Annotated in this window: 11 protein-coding genes; 7 read left to right on the forward strand and 4 right to left on the reverse strand. The window is 58.1% G+C overall.

The genetic code is table 11. The features are described from left to right. Window positions 1–675: 675 nt before the first annotated feature. From nifJ to VLX68_10025, 3 genes are all read right to left on the reverse strand, one after another. Window positions 676–4,233: a pyruvate:ferredoxin (flavodoxin) oxidoreductase gene (gene nifJ, locus VLX68_10015; GenBank protein ID HUI92569.1), complete on the reverse strand. Its 3,558-nt coding sequence runs from the start codon at window positions 4,231–4,233 to the stop codon at window positions 676–678. 695 nt (window positions 4,234–4,928) lie between these two features. Further along, complete coding sequence (locus VLX68_10020) at window positions 4,929–6,941, reverse strand: protein kinase (protein HUI92570.1); 2,013 nt, start codon at window positions 6,939–6,941, stop codon at window positions 4,929–4,931. A gap of 65 nt (window positions 6,942–7,006) precedes the next feature. Next, on the reverse strand, window positions 7,007–7,705 hold the full coding sequence (locus VLX68_10025) for a PEGA domain-containing protein (protein ID HUI92571.1): 699 nt from the start codon (window positions 7,703–7,705) through the stop codon (window positions 7,007–7,009). Between the two features lie 352 nt (window positions 7,706–8,057). On the opposite strand from VLX68_10025, the gene tssK reads away from it, so the two are divergent. The 3 genes from tssK (at window position 8,058) to tssM (ending at window position 14,207) form a co-directional block, all read left to right on the forward strand. Next, on the forward strand, window positions 8,058–9,410 hold the full coding sequence (gene tssK, locus VLX68_10030) for a type VI secretion system baseplate subunit TssK (GenBank protein ID HUI92572.1): 1,353 nt from the start codon (window positions 8,058–8,060) through the stop codon (window positions 9,408–9,410). A 414-nt stretch (window positions 9,411–9,824) separates the two neighbouring features. Further along, on the forward strand, window positions 9,825–10,571 hold the full coding sequence (icmH, locus tag VLX68_10035) for a type IVB secretion system protein IcmH/DotU (GenBank protein HUI92573.1): 747 nt from the start codon (window positions 9,825–9,827) through the stop codon (window positions 10,569–10,571). A 6-nt stretch (window positions 10,572–10,577) separates the two neighbouring features. Further along, a complete protein-coding gene (tssM, locus tag VLX68_10040) occupies window positions 10,578–14,207 on the forward strand; it encodes a type VI secretion system membrane subunit TssM (protein HUI92574.1) in 3,630 nt (1,209 codons plus the stop codon). A 295-nt stretch (window positions 14,208–14,502) separates the two neighbouring features. Here tssM and VLX68_10045 read toward each other — a convergent pair whose 3' ends face one another. After that, window positions 14,503–14,961, reverse strand: coding sequence for a hypothetical protein (locus tag VLX68_10045; protein HUI92575.1), 459 nt, complete (start codon window positions 14,959–14,961; stop codon window positions 14,503–14,505). 237 nt (window positions 14,962–15,198) lie between these two features. Between VLX68_10045 and VLX68_10050 the strand changes: the two genes are divergently transcribed. The 4 genes from VLX68_10050 to VLX68_10065 all read left to right on the forward strand — a co-directional run bounded on the left by VLX68_10050 (window position 15,199) and on the right by VLX68_10065 (window position 19,230). Then, window positions 15,199–15,405, forward strand: a complete 207-nt coding sequence (locus VLX68_10050) for a cold-shock protein (protein HUI92576.1) — start codon at window positions 15,199–15,201, stop codon at window positions 15,403–15,405. A 471-nt stretch (window positions 15,406–15,876) separates the two neighbouring features. Further along, window positions 15,877–18,381 carry a hypothetical protein gene (locus tag VLX68_10055; protein ID HUI92577.1) on the forward strand — a complete coding sequence of 835 codons (2,505 nt, stop codon included), beginning with the start codon at window positions 15,877–15,879 and terminating at the stop codon, window positions 18,379–18,381. A gap of 4 nt (window positions 18,382–18,385) precedes the next feature. After that, complete coding sequence (gene ispF, locus VLX68_10060) at window positions 18,386–18,916, forward strand: 2-C-methyl-D-erythritol 2,4-cyclodiphosphate synthase (GenBank protein ID HUI92578.1); 531 nt, start codon at window positions 18,386–18,388, stop codon at window positions 18,914–18,916. An 83-nt stretch (window positions 18,917–18,999) separates the two neighbouring features. Then, window positions 19,000–19,230, forward strand: a complete 231-nt coding sequence (locus tag VLX68_10065; GenBank protein HUI92579.1) for a hypothetical protein — start codon at window positions 19,000–19,002, stop codon at window positions 19,228–19,230. The last annotated feature ends 2 nt before the right edge of the window (window positions 19,231–19,232 follow it).

Genomic DNA, 19,232 nt, shown 5'->3' on the forward strand with positions numbered 1-19,232 from the left:
TTTGTAATTGTCTTAGAATTACCGCCGCCGCTCTTGATTCATTCGTGTAAATTTATTGCGTCCCAACTAGTCGCATGCTCTACTTCCCCAAAACCAGCAAAATTCACCACCACGTATATCATGCGCACCAAAACGGCATACATGTCATACTTTTTAGCCGCCTAAAGTATGTCATACGTTTTTATCTTTTTTAAGGTTTAAATGGGCTATTGGGCTTCGTATCCTGCATGTTGCCGGTTAGCTGACGTGGGTACGGGTTTCTGTTTAAATCAACATTCCCGCCTTCCCCAAAAGCAAGTTTTCCGCATCTGCGCCGCTCGCGAATAAAAACAAAATCGGGTATACTGCTTATACCCGGTGATAGGTGGTGTCCAATTGTGGTGGTTCTTCTTTTTATTTTTACAGCGCGAAGCGCGCACCTTAGCAGGAAGGGGTGCGGGTGCGGATCGCCGGCGCCGCGCTTTTAAAAGGCAAGGAGCATACGCGGTGCCGGAAGCCGCACCCCAGGGATTTCGCGCGCCCAATTGGAAGGGCGCAAAGCGACACGAAGTGGTTGCCCCACCAGAATCTTTTTAAAATCCAATTAATAATAGAACAAATAAAAATCCCCGGAAAATCAAACTCAAAAATTTCCCGGGGACTTTAAAATCAAATCAAACAAAACAAATTACCAATTTACATCTGCGTCTCCGCCATCCGCTTCAGCATCTGGTACTTCGCGTTGATCTGCTTCTGCGCCATGTCCATGAACTTCGCGCTCGCGTCCGGGTTAGTGCGCTGCAGGATCTTGTACCTGTTCTCGCGCATGGTGTAGTCGACGAGCGGCATGGTCGGGTCTTTGCTGTCAAGCTGCAGCGGGTTCTTGCCCTGCGCGGAAAGCGCCGGGTTGTACCGGTACAGCGGCCAGTGGCCCGAGGCCACCGCGTTTTTCTGCTCGGTGTATCCCTCGAGCATGTCGATGCCCTGGTTGATGCACTGGGCATAGCACAGGACGAGCGACGGGCCGTTGTAGGCCTCCGCTTCCATGATCGCCTTCACCGCCTGCTGCGGATTGGCGCCCAGCGCGATCTTGGCGACAAAGATGTAGCCGTAGCTCATCGAGATGAGGCCCAGGTCTTTTTTGAACGTGGGCTTGCCGCCGGCCGCGAATTTCGCCACCGCGCCCATGGGCGTGGCCTTTGACGATTGGCCGCCGGTGTTGGAATACACCTCGGTGTCGAGCACCAGCAGGTTCACGTTGCGGTTGGCCGCGAGCACGTGGTCGAGTCCGCCGTAGCCGATGTCGTAGGCCCAGCCGTCGCCGCCGAACGCCCACACCGATTTCTTCGCCAGAAAATCGATGACCGAGAGCAGTGACTTTGCCTCGCCCGACTTGTCTTTTGCGAGCGCGGCCTTTGTGCGGTCGATGCGGTTGCGCTGCGTCTCTATTTTCTCGGCGTCGGCCTGGTCTGCGGCGAGGATCTCGCCGAGGAGCGCCTTGGTCTCGGCGCCGCAGGATCCGGTCTCCATCATCTTCTTCGCCGCGGTCGCGGCGATGTCGTTGAATTTGTCAACGGCAAGCCGCATGCCGAACGCGACCTCGGCCGGGTCCTCGAACAGCGAGTTGTTCCAGGCCGGGCCGCGGCCGTCGGCGCGCTTGCAGTAGGGCGTGGTGGGCAGGTTGCCGCCGTAGATGGACGAACAGCCCGTGGCGTTGGCGATGATGGCCCGGTCGCCGAACAGCTGCGACACGAGCTTGATGTACGGCGTTTCGCCGCAGCCCGCGCACGCGGACGAGAACTCGAACAGCGGCTTGACGAACTGGCTGCCCTTCATGGTATCTGTTTTGTAAAGTTTCGGGTCTGTTTCCGGGAGTTTAAGGAAGAACTCCCAGTTCTTCGCCTCGGCTTCGCGCAGCGGCGTTTGCGGCTGCATCACGATGGCATCGCCTTTGCCGGTCATGGGGCAGTTCTCGACGCACACGCCGCAGCCGGTGCAGTCTTCCACCGCCACCTGGAGCGTGTACTTGAGGCCCGCGTATTCTTTTCCCTTTGCGTCAACCGACTTGAACGTGGCGGGCGCGCCGGCCAGATGTTTCGGGTCGTACGCCTTGGGCCGGATCGTGCCGTGTGGACACAGCAGCGAGCACCGGTGGCACTGGATGCACACGGCCGGGTTCCACACCGGCACGTTCACCGCGATGTTGCGCTTTTCGTACTGCGTGGTGCCGGTGGGCCAGACGCCGTCTGCGGGCATCTGCGATACTTTGACCGTGTGTCCCATCTGCTTGAGCAGGGTGCCGATCACCTCTTTCACGAACGGCGGGGCATTGTCGGGCACGGGCTTGATTTCCTCGACCGGGTTGGTCACCTTGCCGGGGTATTCCACCTTGTTGATCTCGCTTTGCGCCTTGTCAACCGCGGCGTTGTTCATCTGCAAGACCTTTTCACCCTTCTTGCCGTACGACTTCTGGATGGCGTACTTGATTGATTCAATTGCCTTGATGTCGTCCATTACTTTTGAAATGCGGAAGAACGCGGTCTGCATGATCACGTTGATGCGGCCGCCGAGCCCGAGGCCCTGCGCGATTCCCACCGCGTCAATCACGAAGAACTGCGCCTTCTTGTCGATGATCTGCTTCTGCACGCGGCCCGGCAGCTTCGACCAGATGGTCTTCGCGTCGTATTCGCTCGTGAGCAAAAACACGCCGCCCTCCTCGAGCGAGCTCAGCATGTCGTATTTCTCCAGGAACGAATAGTTGTGGCACGCGATGAAATTCGCTTTTGTAATGAGGTAGGGCCGCCGGATGGGCTTGGGCCCGAACCGCAAATGCGACACGGTGACCGCGCCGGCCTTCTTGGAATCGTACACGAAATATCCCTGCGCGAAGTTCGGCGTCTTCTCGCCGATGATCTTGATGGAGTTCTTGTTCGCGCCCACGGTGCCGTCGGAGCCGAGGCCGTAGAACAGGGCGCGGTGGGTCTCCTTGTCCTCCACGCTGAAGTTGGGGTCATAGGCGATGGACGCGCCGGTGACGTCGTCCTCCGGGCCCACCATGAAATGGTTCATGGACTTGTCTTTTGCGAGTTCGTCGAAGATGCCCTTGACCATTGCGGGCGTGAATTCGGCGCTGCCGAGGCCGTAGCGCCCGCCGATGATCGCGGGATACTGCTTGATCGCCGCGGTGCCGTCGCTCATGGCCTCGCCGATCGCGGTGCGCACGTCTTCGTACAACGGTTCGCCGAGCGAGCCGGGTTCCTTGGTCCGGTCGAGCACCGCGATTTTTTTCACCGTGCCGGGGAGTGCATTGACAAATGCCTTGCCGTCAAACGGCCTGAACAGGTGCACCTTGAGCACGCCGAGCTTCGCGCCCTTGGCGTTGAGGTATTCCACCGTGTCCTGCACGGTTTCGCCGCCCGATCCCATGATGATGATCACGCGGTCGGCGTCCTTGGCGCCCATGTAGTCGAACAGTTTGTACTGGCGTCCGGTGAGCTTGGCGAATTTGTCCATGGCCTGCTGCACGATGCCGGGGCATGCGGTGTAGAACTTGTTGACCGTTTCGCGTCCCGTGAAATAAACGTCCGGGTTCTGCGACGTGCCGCGGAGCGTGGGATGGTCGGGTGACATGCCGCGCGCCCTGAACGCGCGTATGTCTTCTTCGTCAATCATGGCGCGCATGTCGTCCTGGGTGAGCTCCTCGATCTTCTGCACTTCGTGCGAGGTGCGGAACCCGTCGTAAAAGTGAAGGAACGGCACGCGCGACTTGAGCGTGGCGGCCTGCGCGATGAGCGCGAAGTCCATGGCCTCCTGCACCGAATTGGAGCAGATGAGCGCGAACCCGGTCTGGCGGGTGGCCATCACGTCGCTGTGGTCGCCGAAAATATTGAGCGCCTGGCACGCAAGGGCGCGCGCGGTCACGTGGAACGCGGTGGGCATGAGCTCGCCCGCGATTTTATACATGGTGGGGATCATCAGGAGCAGTCCCTGTGACGCGGTGAAGGTGGTGGTGAGCGTGCCGGTGCAGAGCGACCCGTGCACTGCGCCCGCCGCGCCCGCTTCGGACTGAAGCTGTGCAACCGTGGGAACCGTTCCCCAGATGTTCTTTTCGCCTTTAGCGGATTTTTCGTCGGCGATTTCTCCCAAGCCCGACGACGGGGTGATGGGGTAGATGGCGATCACTTCGTTCACCGCGTGCGCGACATGGGCGCTAGCGGTGTTGCCTTCATGCGGTACCATTTTCCGGTTTGCCATGGGTAACTCCTGTTTTATATGGTTTGTATTTTTGTGGTCTTTCGAAGGAATTTGATGTGGCGAAAAAGAGATACAAAATACATGATTACTGATAATTTTTCAAGGCCTGGCGGAGGTGATTATTTCAATATTAAAAATATTTTGGTGTGGGGGAGGCTTCCCCCTCGCTGCGGCCCGGTCGCGCTCCAAAATATTTCTTAGTATCTCGTACCCGAAATCAAGCGCGACCGGTCCTCCGCTACCCCCTCCCCGGGTGCGGCCGGGTACCGGCGGATGCAAGCCCGGTCCTTCCGCCGGGCGCGCCCTTGTTGCGGCAGCTGATTCAATATAATTGATCCGGTGAACATTTTAATTGACATGCTGGAATTGTTGTAGGTAATTTTTTTTATGCCCCATAGGGGCGAAATGGTTGTAGCCCGGGGCAGCGCCCCGGGATGATTTATCCCAAAAAAACGTCACCCCTCTCCTGCGAGGAGAGGGGACGGGGTGAGGTGATTCCGTAGCGGTTGCGTTGCGAAGGTACGACGCCGCGCGAGCGAAGTCGAGCGCCTTAGGCGCGTACCTTCGCAGAAGGGGGTGTGGGTGCGGATCGCCGGCACCGCCATAGGCGTGTGGTTGTAACAGCGCGGTGCCGGAAGCCGCACCCCAGGGGGAAACGCGAAGCGGTGCCCCCACCAGATCAATTTAGAATTGTATTACTTGATATTCGACAACTCGTCCACGGCCTTTTTGAACCGCGGACTGTTGGGCGCGTTGTTGTACATGTTCTTGACAACGCGCCACGACTGCATGACCATGCCGCGATTGTCGGCGGAGGGATCGTCCTTATACATCTCGCTGTAGGCGACGGCGGTGAAGTAGAGCGCGTCGTTGCGCACGTCGCGGATGTTGCGGTAATTGCTGGGTTTGGTAAGCGCGGCCTGGAAATTGTCTATGGCGTCCTTGTCGCGGCCCATGCGCTGGTACATCTCGCCGGTGAGCAGGGAATATTCCGCGTCGTTGATCTGCTGGTTGAGGAGTTTCTCCTTAGCGACGCGGAGGTTGTCGGACTGGATGTAGGCGTCAACGAGCATGAGGAATGCCTTTTCGTGCTGCGGGGAGGATGCCGGCACTTTTTCCAGCGCGTCGACCGCGTCCCCGAACGCGTTTTTGCTCATCGCCTTTTGTCCGATTTCAAGGGGATCGGATGCGCCGTATTTCTTTTTGAGCTTGTCAAGCGACGGGCCGCCTTCGGCGGCGGCCTCGTGCTGGGGCTGCCTGTTTTTTTGCGCCGCCTCGATGGAATGCGCGGCACCATGCGGAGGTTTTTTTTCAGCCGCGGCGGCGTGCGTTGACGGCTGCGACGGTTCCTGTGACGGCTGTTGCGGGGAAAGCGGTTGCAGCGGCTCCTGTCCCGCGGCCTGCGGCGTTGCCGGCGCCTGCACCGGGGCGGATGGCTGTGCGACAGGAGGCGGAGTAACGGGTTTTGCCGTCGCCACAGGTTCGGCAGGTTTGGGCCCGGTGATGATAAAGACGGCAATGAGCAGTCCTATCACCAGTACTGCCGCGGCAGGGATGATTATTTTCAGGTTCAGCCAAAGGGGAACGCGTTTTACTGCCGCGCTCGAAATGCTCGATGGATTTGCAATGTATGCCTTGAGCACCGCTTCGGGGGAGCCGGAGCTGAGCGCACGGTGCGCTTCCTCGACCGCGGCCAGGAGCTCCGTGGCGCCGGCGTGCCGGTCTTCCTTGTCAAGTTGCAGGCATTTCTGGGAAATTTCCGCGAGCACCTTTGGGACCGAGAAGTCGAACTCCTCGAATTTCCGGTAATCGTTCGTGATCTTTTTCTTCATCAGGTTCGTGATGGTTTCCTGCGGAAAAGTCTTGGTGCCGGTAAGCATTTCGTACAGAATGGCGCCGAACGCGTACACGTCGGCGCGGCCGTCGATGTCGACGCCGTCGATCTGCTCGGGCGACAGGTACTGCATGGTGCCCACGATGTTGCCCTCCACCGTGTGAAGGCTCGCCTCGGTGGGCCGGGCAATGCCGAAGTCCATGAGCCGCAGCTCGCCGTACTTTGTGATCATGATGTTGGCCGGCTTTAGGTCGCGGTGGATGATGCCGTGGTAGGTTTTTCCGTAAAGTAAAAAGTCCTGGTTGTGCGCGTAGGCGAGCGCGCGCGCCACGAAAACGGCGACGGCCGAGCACACGGACGGCGGCAGCTTGCCCTGCTTTGCGATGATCGTATCGAGCGACGCGCCGTCGATGAGCTCCATTTCGAGAAAGGGTAGGCCCTTCCAGTCTCCCACACTGTAAATCTCGACGATGTTGGGATGGCGCAGCTTTGCCGTTATCTTCGCTTCGGTCTCGAACCGGTTCTTGAGGTCGCTCTGCTGCGTGGGCGTGAGGATCTTGACGGCCCGGAATACCTCGAGCTTTTCGTTCCAGATCTTGTACACGCGCGCCATGCCGCCCGCGCCCAGCAGCCCAACGATGGTGCCGGAGCCGAGCGGAAGCGGCTCGTTGCCCGACGGGAGGTCGTCCGGCGCATACACCGTTGTTTTCTGGCCGTACGGGTTTGTGGCGCCGATCTGCGTTGCGTCGACGCGGGACTTGGTGTCAAACGAATGGTAGCCGGTTTTGGTTTCCGGGCCCTCAACGAACGTCTTGTCGAAATCCGGTTTTTTATTGGGATCCTGCGGGCTGCCGGCGTTGGTGGAGGTGTTCATAAATATTTTTTGATGATCTTTAGCCGAAGAAAAAATAAATCATTTAATAATTTTCCGATTTCCGACTAGAAAAATGCAACTATTTCAAACCCAATCACGCAAAGCGATCCCGCCACGATGCCGATGATCTGGCCGTTTTGCGAACCGTTGCCTTGAGATTTGGAATTCTTGTCGAAGCCTTCCACGGCGGTAAATACCAGCGCCCCGATCGCGCCCGCGCCCAGCGCGAGCCGCAGCAGTGCCTTGCCGTCAAGGGCGTTTATTTTGGGAAGCGTTTTGTTGAGCGTGACGGTTTCGCCCTTGGCCACGGTAACATCTTCAACGACTTTATCATACGATTTATTCTGATGCCGTACCTCGAGCCGGTACTTTCCCGGAATGATGAAGTCGTTGGAAACCGGCGTTTTTCCCAGCGAGGTGAGAATGTAAACGTCCGCGCCCTCCGGGTCTGAGTTCAGCTTGAGCGATCCGTAGCGCGACTTGACCGTTTTTTCAATCAAGGTCTCCTCGTTGGCCTGGATTAGTACATCTTCGACCGTGCTGGTTTTTTGCACAGGATCAACAAGCTTGAGCGAATACCTGCCCGCCTTGAGCTTTTTGGCCATGACGGGGGAATCGCCGATGTACTTGTCGTCGAGCCAGACCTCGATGCCGTCCGGGTCGGTCTTGACGGTAAGCGTGCCTTCGCTTTCCGCGAACACCGAGGCGCGCATGGTGATTAACATAACGGCGGCCGCAAGATATGACCATTTTCCCAGCCTCATCGCAACTCCTTTGCGCATCGGGCCCAGCGGACCCGCATGGTTTTTTTCAGGAAAAGCTTTTCACAACGGAAAAACAGGTTTATTTTATGTAATTACTAAAAATACAATCCGTTTTCCGGCAACGCCAGAGCATTGGTCTATAACAGGAAAGGTAAAAAAAAGGTAGCCGCAGAGACATAGAGAGCACAGAGACCATAAATGGTTTAAAGTTGGAAGTTTGAGGTTAATTATTTGTTCTTCTACTTTCAACTTTCAACCTCCAACTTCCAACTTTGATTCGTTTTTCTCCGAGTCCTCCGTGTCTCCGCGGTGAATTTGCTTTTTCCAACCTTAGAAAAAAGGCAGGAAACCCGTGTTAACAAACAGCAAGGTCGTCTGGAAAGAAGGCATGTTTCTCCAGCCCCAGCATTTTCAGCAGGAGGAACGGCATATCTTCAACGCGTTTCATGCCGCGCTTGCGGCGCATTCGCCGCACTGGTACGGCGTCACCGAACTCGAGATCGACAACGACGCGATCGCCAACGGCCTGGTTTCGGTGACGCGGTGCGGCGGCATGCTGCCCGACGGCGTTTCGTTTTCCGTTCCCAAGGAAGATCCGGCCCCGCCCGCCCGCGCGTTCGGCGAGCACCTGACGCACGAGCAGCAGTCGCTCGACGTGTATGTGGCCTTGCCGCTTGCCGTCGAGGGAAAGTCAAACGTGGTGTCGGCCGCAATGGAGGGACAGGCCGCGGCCCGGTACCGTTCGCGGCCTTTGCCTGTTGCCGACGAAGTATTGGGCTCAGAGCGCAAGGAGATCGAGGTGGGCGCGCTCAATTTTGTCATTTTATTCGGGGACGAATCGCTTGACAACCATGCGGCGTTCCAGATAGCGAAGCTCGCGAGGAACGCAAGCGGAACCGTGGAGCTTTCACCGTTGTATGTGCCGCCCCTGCTCTTCATCGCGGCATCGCCGCACGTGCTCAACCTGTTGAAGTCGCTGCTCGAGTTCCTGTTTGCAAAGATCAACTCGCTTTCGCAGGGGAGAAAACACGTGGAGGGCGGGTTTGCCGAGTTTTCCGGCGCAGAGGAGACGCCGTTCCGCCTTCTCCAGACGCTCAACACCTACACGCCGCTGCTCGCGCACTACCACTCGTTCCCGAGCGTGCATCCCTACGAGGTGTTCTGCCTGCTCACGCAGTTCGCGGGCAGCTTGTGCACGTTCTCTTCCGAAGTGTCAATCAAGAACCTGCCGCGGTACGACCACGCGAACCTGTCCGCCACGTTCGGCGTACTCTGCAAGCTCATCAGGAGCATTCTGGAGGCCGATATCCAGGCCGGGTGCGTGCCCGTGCCGATCGAGCAGATAAACCAGGCCACGTTCCTGTGCAAGGTGCCGGACGAAAAGCTGCTCTCGGTGGCGAAGTTCTATTTCGGCGTGTCGGCAAAAGCGCCGGAAAAGGAGCTCGTGGTGGGTGTACTGCAGCGCATCAAGATGTGCTCGCGCAACAAGCTCGACCTGCTCATCTCGTCTGCGATGCCCGGCCTGCCGCTCAAGCATGTCATGCGGCCGCCTCAGGGGCTTTCCACCAAGCCGGGTTTCGTGTATTTCAGCTTGGAGCAATCGGGAGATTTCTGGAACCAGATCAAGGCGGCAGGGAATATCGCGTTTTATTTTCCGAATAATTATGCCGAGTTGAAGATGGAGATGTTGGCGCTGAAAGAATAATAAAGTCTTAAATCCGGACGCCCCGCCGGAGCGGCGGCGGCCCTCCTTCCGGTCTCGCCTTCGGCTCGGGCCGCCACGGCCCGATGGCGGAGGACCGTCAGGGTCCGGGCGGCATCGCTCTCCGGAGCGACCTCCAGTCCTGCCTGGCGCGCGGGCAGAAAAAAAATTGCCGCACTTGCTTCTCCCCCTTATCAAGGGGGAGGCGCCGAAGGCGGAAGGGGATGTTCTGCAGCGGTTGCGTTGCGAAGGTGCGACGCATCGCGAGCCTCAAGCGAGCGACATCGCGCGCACCTTTGCAGGAGGGGGTGTGCCCCGCAATGCAGGGACGTTGCGTGCAGCGTCCCTGCATGTGGGGCCAGGGGGAAACGCGAAGCGGTGCCCCCACCAGAATATTTTATTTAGGAAGCTGAAATTATGCCGTCGTCATTTGTCAACACCGTCACTTCCCAAACCATGAACCTTGACCTATCCAAAACTTTGGGCGGGTCGCGGGACGTGAGCACGCTGTGCACCGACCTGTTTCTCATCATCATCAGGATGCGCGAGGCGGAGGACCTCGGCGACCCGGCTGCGCTGCGCAAGCTCATCACGTATTACATCGGGCTTTTCGAAAAGAACTGCAAGGCCATCGGCATGGCTCCAGAGTCGATCCTCGAGGCCAAATACGCCATGGTGGCGCTCATGGACGAGACCGTGCTGAGCGTGCCCGGCGCGTGCAGGGACTTCTGGCTCACCAGGCCCATGCAGCTCGATTATTTCGGCGACAACCTTGCGGGACAGGAATTTTACGAGAAACTGCAGAAGATGCTCCTGCAGCCTGAAAACAAGAAGGACGTGCTTGAGGTCTATTTCCTGTGCTTGTCGCTCGGGTTCGAGGGCAAGTACAAGCTCTTCAACCCTGAGGAGCGCATCACCATCATGGAAGACCTGGGCAGGATGATACGCCGTACCAGGATCCGCGTCTCGGCAGAGCTTTCTCCCCATGGAAAGCGTGCAGCGCCTTCTTCGGCCGCAAAGCCGAAAACATTTTTCTTCCCGCTCTGGCTGTCCGGCGCGATCGCCGCGGGAATGGTTATGGCGGGCTGGACGGCAATGTTCATCATAAACAATTCGGCATGCGGCAATCTGCTTGCCTCCATCCAATCTTTCATCGCGAAATAACCGGCTATGAAAAAACTCCCTGCGTGGATCGTCGTTGTCTGGTGCGTTCTGGTCGTTCTCGGCACACTCTCGTTTGTCATCGGCGGGCTGGTAAAGCTGTCCGCGCTTGTTGAGTGGCTGATCGCGGGACCGCTGTTTGCCGGCGCTGCCGTGTGGGTCTCGCTTCATTTTCTTCTCGGTAAACCAAGAAAGAAAAAGGCAAGCGGTTTTATCGGGGGAAACCAGGCGGTGTTCCAGCGGGTGCTCCGCGAGACGAACGAGGCGGTGCAGCGGTACCTCGGCGCCGTGATGCGTAAGGGCCTTTTGCAGAAAAGCGCGCTGTACGAGCGGCCGTGGTTTTTGCTGTGCGGCGCGGAAAAATCCGGGAAAACGTCGCTGCTGCGGGGCGCCGGCCTCAATTTCCCGATGCGCTATCCGTCGGAAAAGGACGGCATGGTTCTTGACGGAAGCGACCAGATCACCTGGTATTTCGCCAACGAGGCGGTGTGGATCGACACGCCGGGCGCCGTCATGGACGAGGCGAAAAAAGACACCTGGCAGGCGTTTATCGCGTCGCTCATGGAGGTGAGGCCCGAAAAGCCGGTTGACGGCATGGCGCTCGTGGTGAGCGCCCGGGAGGTGCTCGACGCCGATGACGCAACGGTCAAGGACATGGCCGGCCGGCTCCGGCGCAGGGTGGACGAGCTCATCGCGGCCTGGGGAATAGAATTCCCGGTGTATCTCATCTTCAACCATTCGGATGAAATCCCGGGGTTCCAGGAATATTTCGGTGACCAGTTGATGAAAGCGCAGGACCAGATCTTCGGCGCGACGCTTTCGGTCGACGACGAAAAAATGCTGCCGCGCATGGCCTTTGCCCAGGAGTTCGGGCTCCTGAGCAGGTCGCTCACCGATCTCCGTCTTGACAAGCTGTACAAGGAAAAAGACGCGGCGCGCAAGAGGATGATCTGCCGCTTTGTGATCCACTTCGAGGGCATGCAGGAAAAGCTCGGCGCTTTTGTGACCGAGCTTTTCAAACCGAGCAGCTACGAGGGCAGGCCGTTGTTCAGGGGATTTTACTTTACGAGCTGCAGCGAGGCCGCTCCCGGGAACGAGGAAGGGGAGCAGCGCCGGCCGGAGGCCGGGATGACCGTCGCCAGCCATCCGCTCAACCCGCGCAGGATGCTCGCGCCGCAGGCGCAGAAGGGCGAGAAAATACCGGTCGTCACGTCGCTGTTCGTGCTGCCGCTGTTCAGGGAGCTCATGGTGCGCGGCAAGGAGTTTGTCAAGACCACGCAGAAGCGCACGCGGCGGCAGTACGTTCGCCATTACCTGGTCACGGCCGCCATCGCGCTGGCGGCATTCGGCGTGCTGGGGCTCATGCTGGCGGGCATGCAGACGTCGCTTGCGCTGTTCGAAACGCTTCGCTCTGATATGTCAATGATGCCGGCCGACAACGGGACCCTGCTCAACCAGTACGCCAGCCTCGACGCAGTGGGCAAGAGCATCGCGCGGCTCCAGGGCTATGAAGACCGCGGCGCGCCCCTGTTCACCGGCCTGTTCGGGTTTTACCGCGGCCGCGCGGCGCTCGAACAGCTCAAAAATGTTTACTTCAGCAAAATCAACCGGCTCCTTGTTGTCCCTGCCGTCAAGTATCTCGAATACCAGTTGTGGGAGAAGGTACAGGGGTACGGCGAACTTGCGGGACAGGACTACGACAACCTGTACGGCAATCTCAAGGCCTACCTTTCGATGTCCGAGGCGATGAGCGGCCGCCCCAAGGACATCGACACAACGTTTTTACGCGGCCTGTTGCTCGACGCGATCAAGCAGTCGCTCGTGTCGGCCCAGGGCGGGCAGGGCCGGCTGCCGCAGCAGATCGAGGCCATTCTGTCTGAAAACACGGGGGTGTACCTGCTGTATCTCAAGCGCCAGGCCATTCCTCCCATCCAGGGCAACCAGCGGCTCATCACGCTCGCGCGCACCAAGCTGCGCCGGCTGCCTTCCGCGCAGTCGCTGTACGAGTCCGCGATCAACCGGCTGAGCCAGGACGCGCCCTCCATCACGCTTGACCAGATGCTCAACCGCCAACAAGAGGGGATCCTCAAGTCCGACCGGCCGATCAGCGTTCTTTACACACAGGAAGGATGGGACAAGTTCGTGGCCGAGGCGATCGCCCAGGCGAGCAAGGACCCGTTCAAGCTCGACTGGGTGATCGGGCTGTCGCCCGACGACGTGCCCACCGAAGCACTTGACAAGAAGCAACTGTACAACGACATGCTCGCCGCCTACCTGGCCGATTTCTCGTCGCAATGGCTCGGCTTCCTCGCCTCGGTGAAGATGGAGCAGTTCGGCGATTTGTCGCGCTGCCAGCGCGTTTTGCTCAAGCTCGTGGCCGACAAATCGGAGCTTGCGGTGCTCCTGGAGACCGTCGCGAAGTATTCCGAGATCAGCAAGGAGGGCATGGCCGACAAGGCGGGCGGAGCGCTTGACGCCGCGGCAAAATTCAAGGCCACCAAGGACCTTGCCAAAAAAGTCGATAAGGCCGAGGCCGCGGCTGGCCAGGCGGGGGAGGCGATGGGATTTTCGCTCGGCCAGAAGAAATCGCCCTTCGACGACCTGAACGCCACGTTCGACCCGCTCCGCGTGTTCGCGCGGTCGACCGGCGGCGCCTTGAGCGGGTACGAGGGATACCGCGACAAGATCACGACCCTTGCGGGAAAACTGGCCGCGCTTGAGACCCAGGGACCGGATTTCGCGCTCGCCGTGTTCAGCGGCAAGGACGACGACGCGCTGCTTGCCGCATGGAAATACACGCAGGCCGCACTCGCCAACATGCCCGAAAACCTTGCTGCCGCCATGAAGGGCGTTCTCATGCTTCCCGTCGAATACACCGGAAGCGCCGCCACGAGCCTGCTCACCCAGACGCTCACCGCGAAATGGCATTCCGAAATTGTCAAGCCCTATACCAGCAGGTTCTCGGGCAAGTACCCGTTCTCGCCGCGCGGGGAGGACGCGTCGTTCGCCGATGTCATGGACTTTTTCAGGCCGCAGACCGGAACGTTCTGGGGATTTTACGACAGGGTCCTGTCGCCTTACATCGTGAAGACAACGTCGGGATGGATGGTAAGGCCGGTGGGAAGCCTCAAGCTCACGTTCAATCCGCAGCTGGCCAAGTCATTGAGCAGCGCCGAGCGCGTGCGCGACATGTTCTTCAAGCCCGACGGCACGGTGCGGCCCATGACCATCACCCTGACGCCGGCCGCGTCGAACAAAAACAGCGCGAAGCTCGAGGTGAACGGTCAGGCGTCCGACCTTTCGCCAGGCGGGAAATCCGTTCTTTTCAACTGGCCTTCAGAAACCGCGCCCCTGGGCGCGTCGCTCAAGATATCCGTGAGCTCCGATTTCACGCAGGACATTTCCTTTCCCGGCCCCTGGGGATTTCTCAAGCTGGTGCAGGCGGGCCGTGTGAGCAAGGTGAACCCGAGCACGGTGAACGCCCGGTGGCAGGTGAACGTGCAGAACATGTACGTGGTGTATCTGGAGTACAAGCTGCAGGTGTCCGGCGCCGACCATCCGTTCGGGGACATGGTTTTTTCTGATTTTGATTGCCCGACTGATTTGTTGACAAGTGAGGAAAAGAAAAATACTAATTAGAAAAATGTTTTATATGGGGGCTCCACCCCCACGCCCCGGCCAGGGGTGCTCATCAGCGAGCACCCTTGGAACCCGCGCCGTGCCTGCAGCGCCGCCTCATCCCTCGGCACTCGGGTCGCTCGTGAACTCACCCGGCAGGAAGGGATAAAGATTAGCGGGCTCGAACAGCACGAGCGACGTGTCCTCCTGCCTCAGGGGCGGCCCGAGCCGAAGGCGAGACCGGAAGGAGAACCGACCCGGCCGCAGGCCGGGGAACGCCCAATTTATTTACGAATTTAAGGCTGAAAAGTTCCGCTTACGCAATCTGCCCCCTCACCTTCGTATACTCCCTTATAATCCTCACGAACCGGTAAATGGAACTTATCGTCCGGGCGGAGATGCGGTGCCAGTTGGGATTGTTGATGGCGCTTCCGAGGCGGGAGGTCTTGCGGATCTTTTTGGAAAGATCCATGAGCACCTCGATCTGGCCGAGGTTGAGGCGCATCATGATGCGGCCCGGCTCCCGTTCCACCGTGCCGCCGTAAATTTCGACGAGGTCAACGATGTCCTGCGTCAATGGAATGCGGCCCAGGAGTTCAAACACGAAACTTCCGCCCTTTCCAACGGTGACGAACATGTTGCAGAACTGCATGAGGTCGTCGTTGTCGTCCTGGTCGTCGATCTGGAAGGCGTAGTCCTTGTTGACGTTGCCGGTGATGACATCCTTTTCACCCAGGTACAAGTCGGCGAGATACCGCCGGAGTTTTGAAGACATCGGACGTGATTCCTTTTCGGATGGTGTGGGCCGCCGGTTCACAAAAAAGATAATTCCTTTGCCGCGCGTCGGCCAATAAAAGTTTCTGCGGGACAGGTAAAAGACCCGCATTTTCAGCCAAAACCGTTTTTAACTTGACACAAAGGTTAGGAGGAAATAATATTTACTGCCAACGGACGCCGCGTTGGCGTCTGGAGTTATTCATCATCAATTAATTTTTTAGAAAGGTTGTTGTTTATGGCAACAGGAGTAGTCAAGTGGTTCAACAGGTCAAAGGGTTACGGTTTCATCAAGCCCGATGACGGTTCAAAAGACGTGTTTGTCCATTTTTCCGCGATCGTCGGCGAGGGCGTAAAGGATCTCAAGGAAGGCGAGAAAGTGGAGTTCGAAATTGTCGTGAATCAGAAGGGACCCAATGCGAAGGACGTGAAGCCTATTGCATAACCGTGTGAATTCTTTTTTTTGATTCATAGAAGTAAGATCCCTGAATGCCGCGCTGAAAAGAAAGGCGCGGCATTTTTTATTTGTGCTAAAGAAATCTTTCTTACTACATTGGTAAAAAAGTGGTGAGGGAAGTTTCCCCTTCCTGGGTGCAGCCGGGTACCGACTGTTGCACGATTCATATGTCCGCAGGGCTCACCCGCGAAAGGTAGTTGAAAAGGCCTATGAATAGGACGGGCAATTATAATTGCTTTTCTGGATTTATTACTAATCGGATGTATAAAGGGATTTTCCCGAATTTATTTTCCTATCATGGAAACCCAGATAAGAAAAATCTTCATTTGTATTGTATTATTGGCGGTACCGGCATGCACCATTTTTGCACAAAACCAATCGAGTACGGACTATCTTCAAGCTAAATTTAACTCGCTCGACTCAGTCTTTTCCTCCTTGCCGCAGGTTCCCGAGATCCGAATGAAAGACGCCGCCCCCGTCAACGGCCTGTTCGGAAAATTGCTCAGGCAATATCCCGAAATCGTTCTTCTGGCGCGGACCGGCGCAAAAGGCGTGGTGGTCAATTACGTTGACCGGGAAGGAGACGACAAGGGATTCGGCGTCGACGTATCGGACAGCGCGTGGTTTTCCTCGCCGAAATCCGGCATGGCGGCATGGCACGGACCATTGACCAAGGAAACCAGGCGCTCGGTGGTGCTGTGGAGCAGGCCGTTTTCCGGCCGTGCCGCGGTGGGCGGCGATCGGTTCGGCGGCGTCGTTGCGATGAAAGTCGACGTCACCACCTGCTTCAAGGAATTCGCCGCGCTGGAAAAAGGGCCGTTTGAGATCTTGTTTAACGGTCAAACTTTTTATTACCTTTCATGGAACGACAGCATACCGTTTGCCGACCGTACGGTCTCGATGCCGGGCAACATTAAATTCACGGTCCGCAGGCCGAAAAACGCCGATGAAAAGAGCAGATCCGCGCCGGCGGCCGTCGCACTTTCCAAACAGGAAGAGGCAAAGAGCGCGGTTGCGGCGTCTGCCGGTAAAACGAGCAATGTGGGTGAACATAAGGCCGCACATAAGGAAGAAGCCGTGCCGCCGGAAGATACCGCCGCGTCCGGCGAAACCGGGAGCCCGAACAAAAAGCTTTCGCATAGCGACCTTTGGATAAAGCTCCTCGCGCTCGCCGTGCTGCTTGCCGGCGCCCTTTTTGGCGTGTTGACCGTCGGTCGACTGCGGCGCCGCAAAGCCTCCGATGATATCATGCTTGAAGACACCCATCAGCCCGAGAAGCATGAGGAGCCGCCCGCTGTTTCCGCGCAGGAAGCGGAATCGGAGAATCTGGTTCACATCAGCGAAGACATGCATGAAAAGCCTGATGAAGACAGGAAGCCTGCATCAGAAAATAAAAAAGAGTTGATTGAGGAAATTGGAGAAGCGGGCGCCCATGTCATCACGGTACGGGCGGAAGCCGTTACCGATGTCAACACGGAAGCAAAAGCCGTATTGACCGCAAAGGACAAAGCGCGGATTAAAGAGGAGGAGAAAAAAAAGGCTGAGGAACGGTTCGCGGCAAAAATCAGCGAGGAAGCGCTGAAGGAGCTTACGGCAACCATCACGAAAAAAGTGCGGGACGAACAGGCCGGCCGCCTCCGGGTAACGGCCGAGGAGGAGCTCAAGAACGAGTTCAAACGGACCGTTCTGGACAGCGAAAAGGAGTCGATTTCTCGAAAAGCAAGGCAGGAGGTCGAACGGGAGCTGCACGCCTCGGTCGAAAGGGAATCCCGCGAGGCGCTGCTGGCGCAGGCGCGAAACGAGCTCGCCGCCGAGGTCCGGAAACAGCTTGAGGAGAAGGAAAAGGGCAAAATTTACGAAAAAGAACTCGAAAGCCTTACCGCCGCCGTGCGCCAGCAGCTCGTCGAAAAAGAGATGCCCGGCCTTGTCGAGGAGCGCCGCCGTCTCATGGCGAACGAAATAAAGGAGGAAGTCGCCGCGTCGCACACCGATGAATTCCGGGAGCAGGCGCGCGCCGCCCTTAAAAATGAAATCGCCGAGGCCGTGAAAAAGGAAGACGGCGACCGCGTCAGGGAAGAGGAGACGCTGGCGCTCCGGCAATCCCTCCGCCGAAAGCTTGCGGAAGAGGAAACATCCAGGCTCACGGCAAAAGCGCTCGAATCGCTTGAGGCGGAGATACGCGGCAAGGTGGAAAAGAACGAGGGCGCGGTGCTCAGGGAGCGCATCCTTGCCGAAGTGAAGGACGAAATCCGCGCCGGCCTCATTGACAAAGAGCAGGAGGCGATACGTGAAGAGCAGCGCGGAAAACTGGAGAAAGAACTCTATGCCGAAATCGCGGCCGCGGAAACCGAGAAAATCCGCGCCGCGCTGGTCGACCGCGTCACCCGTGAGGAGCGCGCGCGCGTCGAGTCTGAGGAGCGGAAGAACATCATCGAGGCGGAGAAGAACCGCATCATCTCCCACGAGTCGCCCGCGCTCCGGGAGCAGCTCCGCGCGCAGATACGCGAGGAGGAAATGAAGACCATCAAGGAGACCGTGAAGGCGGAGATATATTCCGAGACGGCGCAGGTGATCCGGAACAACATCGAACAGAAATACAAAAACGCCGTTCAAGACAAAATCGCCGAACTCAAGGAATCCCTCGCGGTGAGGGCGCGCGCCGACGTCAGGACGGACCTGCAGAAGGAATACCAGTCGCTTCTTGACAAAGTGGAGCAGTTGTCCGGCACTCTGGCCGGCAGCGACGCGCTGCAGTCGTTCGGCAAGACCATCGCGCTGCTTGCCGAAGAAAAAAAGAAGTTCAAAAACCTCAATCTCAACACGGCCCAGACCGAGAGCCTGCTCGATTACCTCAAGCGTATGCACAGCCGCCTGACCATCCATCTCGACAAAATCGACCAGAGCGTGCGCGAGCTGATTCTCTCGGCGGGAAGCGTCAAGGCAAAAATTAACAAAGAGGAATAATGCGATGGCCGCGCGCCGGTATCGGGGAATCAAGATGACTGGCGCCGCGCCCGGATTCAAGGCGGCGCTGGGGCAGGACTCGCACCGGTTCGAGGGCGCGCGCTCGTTAAAGCCGCTCATGCTCGGCGGCATCGCCGTCCCCGGATGCCCCGGGCTTGCGGGCAACAGCGACGCCGATGTCGTGCTGCACGCCGTCACCAACGCCGTGTCCGGCATTTCGGGAAAGAACATTCTCGGCCGCGTCGCCGACAGAATGTGTCTTGACAAAGGAATAACCGACAGCGCCGCCTACCTCAAAAAGGCGCTCGCGACGCTCGGCCCCTGGCGCCTTGTCCACGTGTCGGTGTGCATTGAGGGAAAACGCCCGGTGCTCGCAAAACATATTCCCGCCATGAAAAAATCCATTGCGCGGATATGTTCGTTGACAGAACGCGATATCGGCATCACCGCAACGACCGGAGAGGGGCTTACCGCATTTGGCAGGGGAAAAGGTATGCAGGCGTTTGCCGTGGTGACGGCGGAGAGACGGCATTAGATTTGTAGGACTTTTTTCTGCTAAAAGTTTCCAGGGTAAGGTAATCGCCGCTTTGCGGCCGCGGGAAAAAAACAGGAATGTAGTTGACTTATGCAAAGCGTCAGGCCGGACTGGAGGCCGCGCTGGAGCGCGGTGCTGCCCGGGCCCGGCGGTCTTCCGCCATCGGGCCGTGGCAGCCCGAGCCGAAGGCCGACGACCCTTGTGACCCTTGGAAATCCCTGACGAGGGAGAAGCACCCGAAGGGGTGGACCGGAAGGAGGGCCGCCGCGGCGAAGCTGCGGAACGCCATGATTATTAGGATTTATTTTTTTTAGAT

Source organism: Chitinivibrionales bacterium (genome assembly GCA_035516255.1).
Taxonomy (GTDB): domain Bacteria; phylum Fibrobacterota; class Chitinivibrionia; order Chitinivibrionales; family FEN-1185; genus FEN-1185.

Excerpts from the sequence above, each read along its gene's own strand:
- nifJ (HUI92569.1), bottom strand. The coding sequence starts at position 4,233 with ATGGCAAACCGGAAAATGGTACCGCATGAAGGCAACACCGCTAGCGCC.
- VLX68_10020 (HUI92570.1), bottom strand. The coding sequence starts at position 6,941 with ATGAACACCTCCACCAACGCCGGCAGCCCGCAGGATCCCAATAAAAAA.
- VLX68_10025 (HUI92571.1), bottom strand. The coding sequence starts at position 7,705 with ATGAGGCTGGGAAAATGGTCATATCTTGCGGCCGCCGTTATGTTAATC.
- icmH (HUI92573.1), top strand. The coding sequence starts at position 9,825 with ATGCCGTCGTCATTTGTCAACACCGTCACTTCCCAAACCATGAACCTT.
- tssM (HUI92574.1), top strand. The coding sequence starts at position 10,578 with ATGAAAAAACTCCCTGCGTGGATCGTCGTTGTCTGGTGCGTTCTGGTC.
- VLX68_10045 (HUI92575.1), bottom strand. The coding sequence starts at position 14,961 with ATGTCTTCAAAACTCCGGCGGTATCTCGCCGACTTGTACCTGGGTGAA.
- VLX68_10050 (HUI92576.1), top strand. The coding sequence starts at position 15,199 with ATGGCAACAGGAGTAGTCAAGTGGTTCAACAGGTCAAAGGGTTACGGT.
- VLX68_10055 (HUI92577.1), top strand. The coding sequence starts at position 15,877 with ATGAAAGACGCCGCCCCCGTCAACGGCCTGTTCGGAAAATTGCTCAGG.
- ispF (HUI92578.1), top strand. The coding sequence starts at position 18,386 with ATGGCCGCGCGCCGGTATCGGGGAATCAAGATGACTGGCGCCGCGCCC.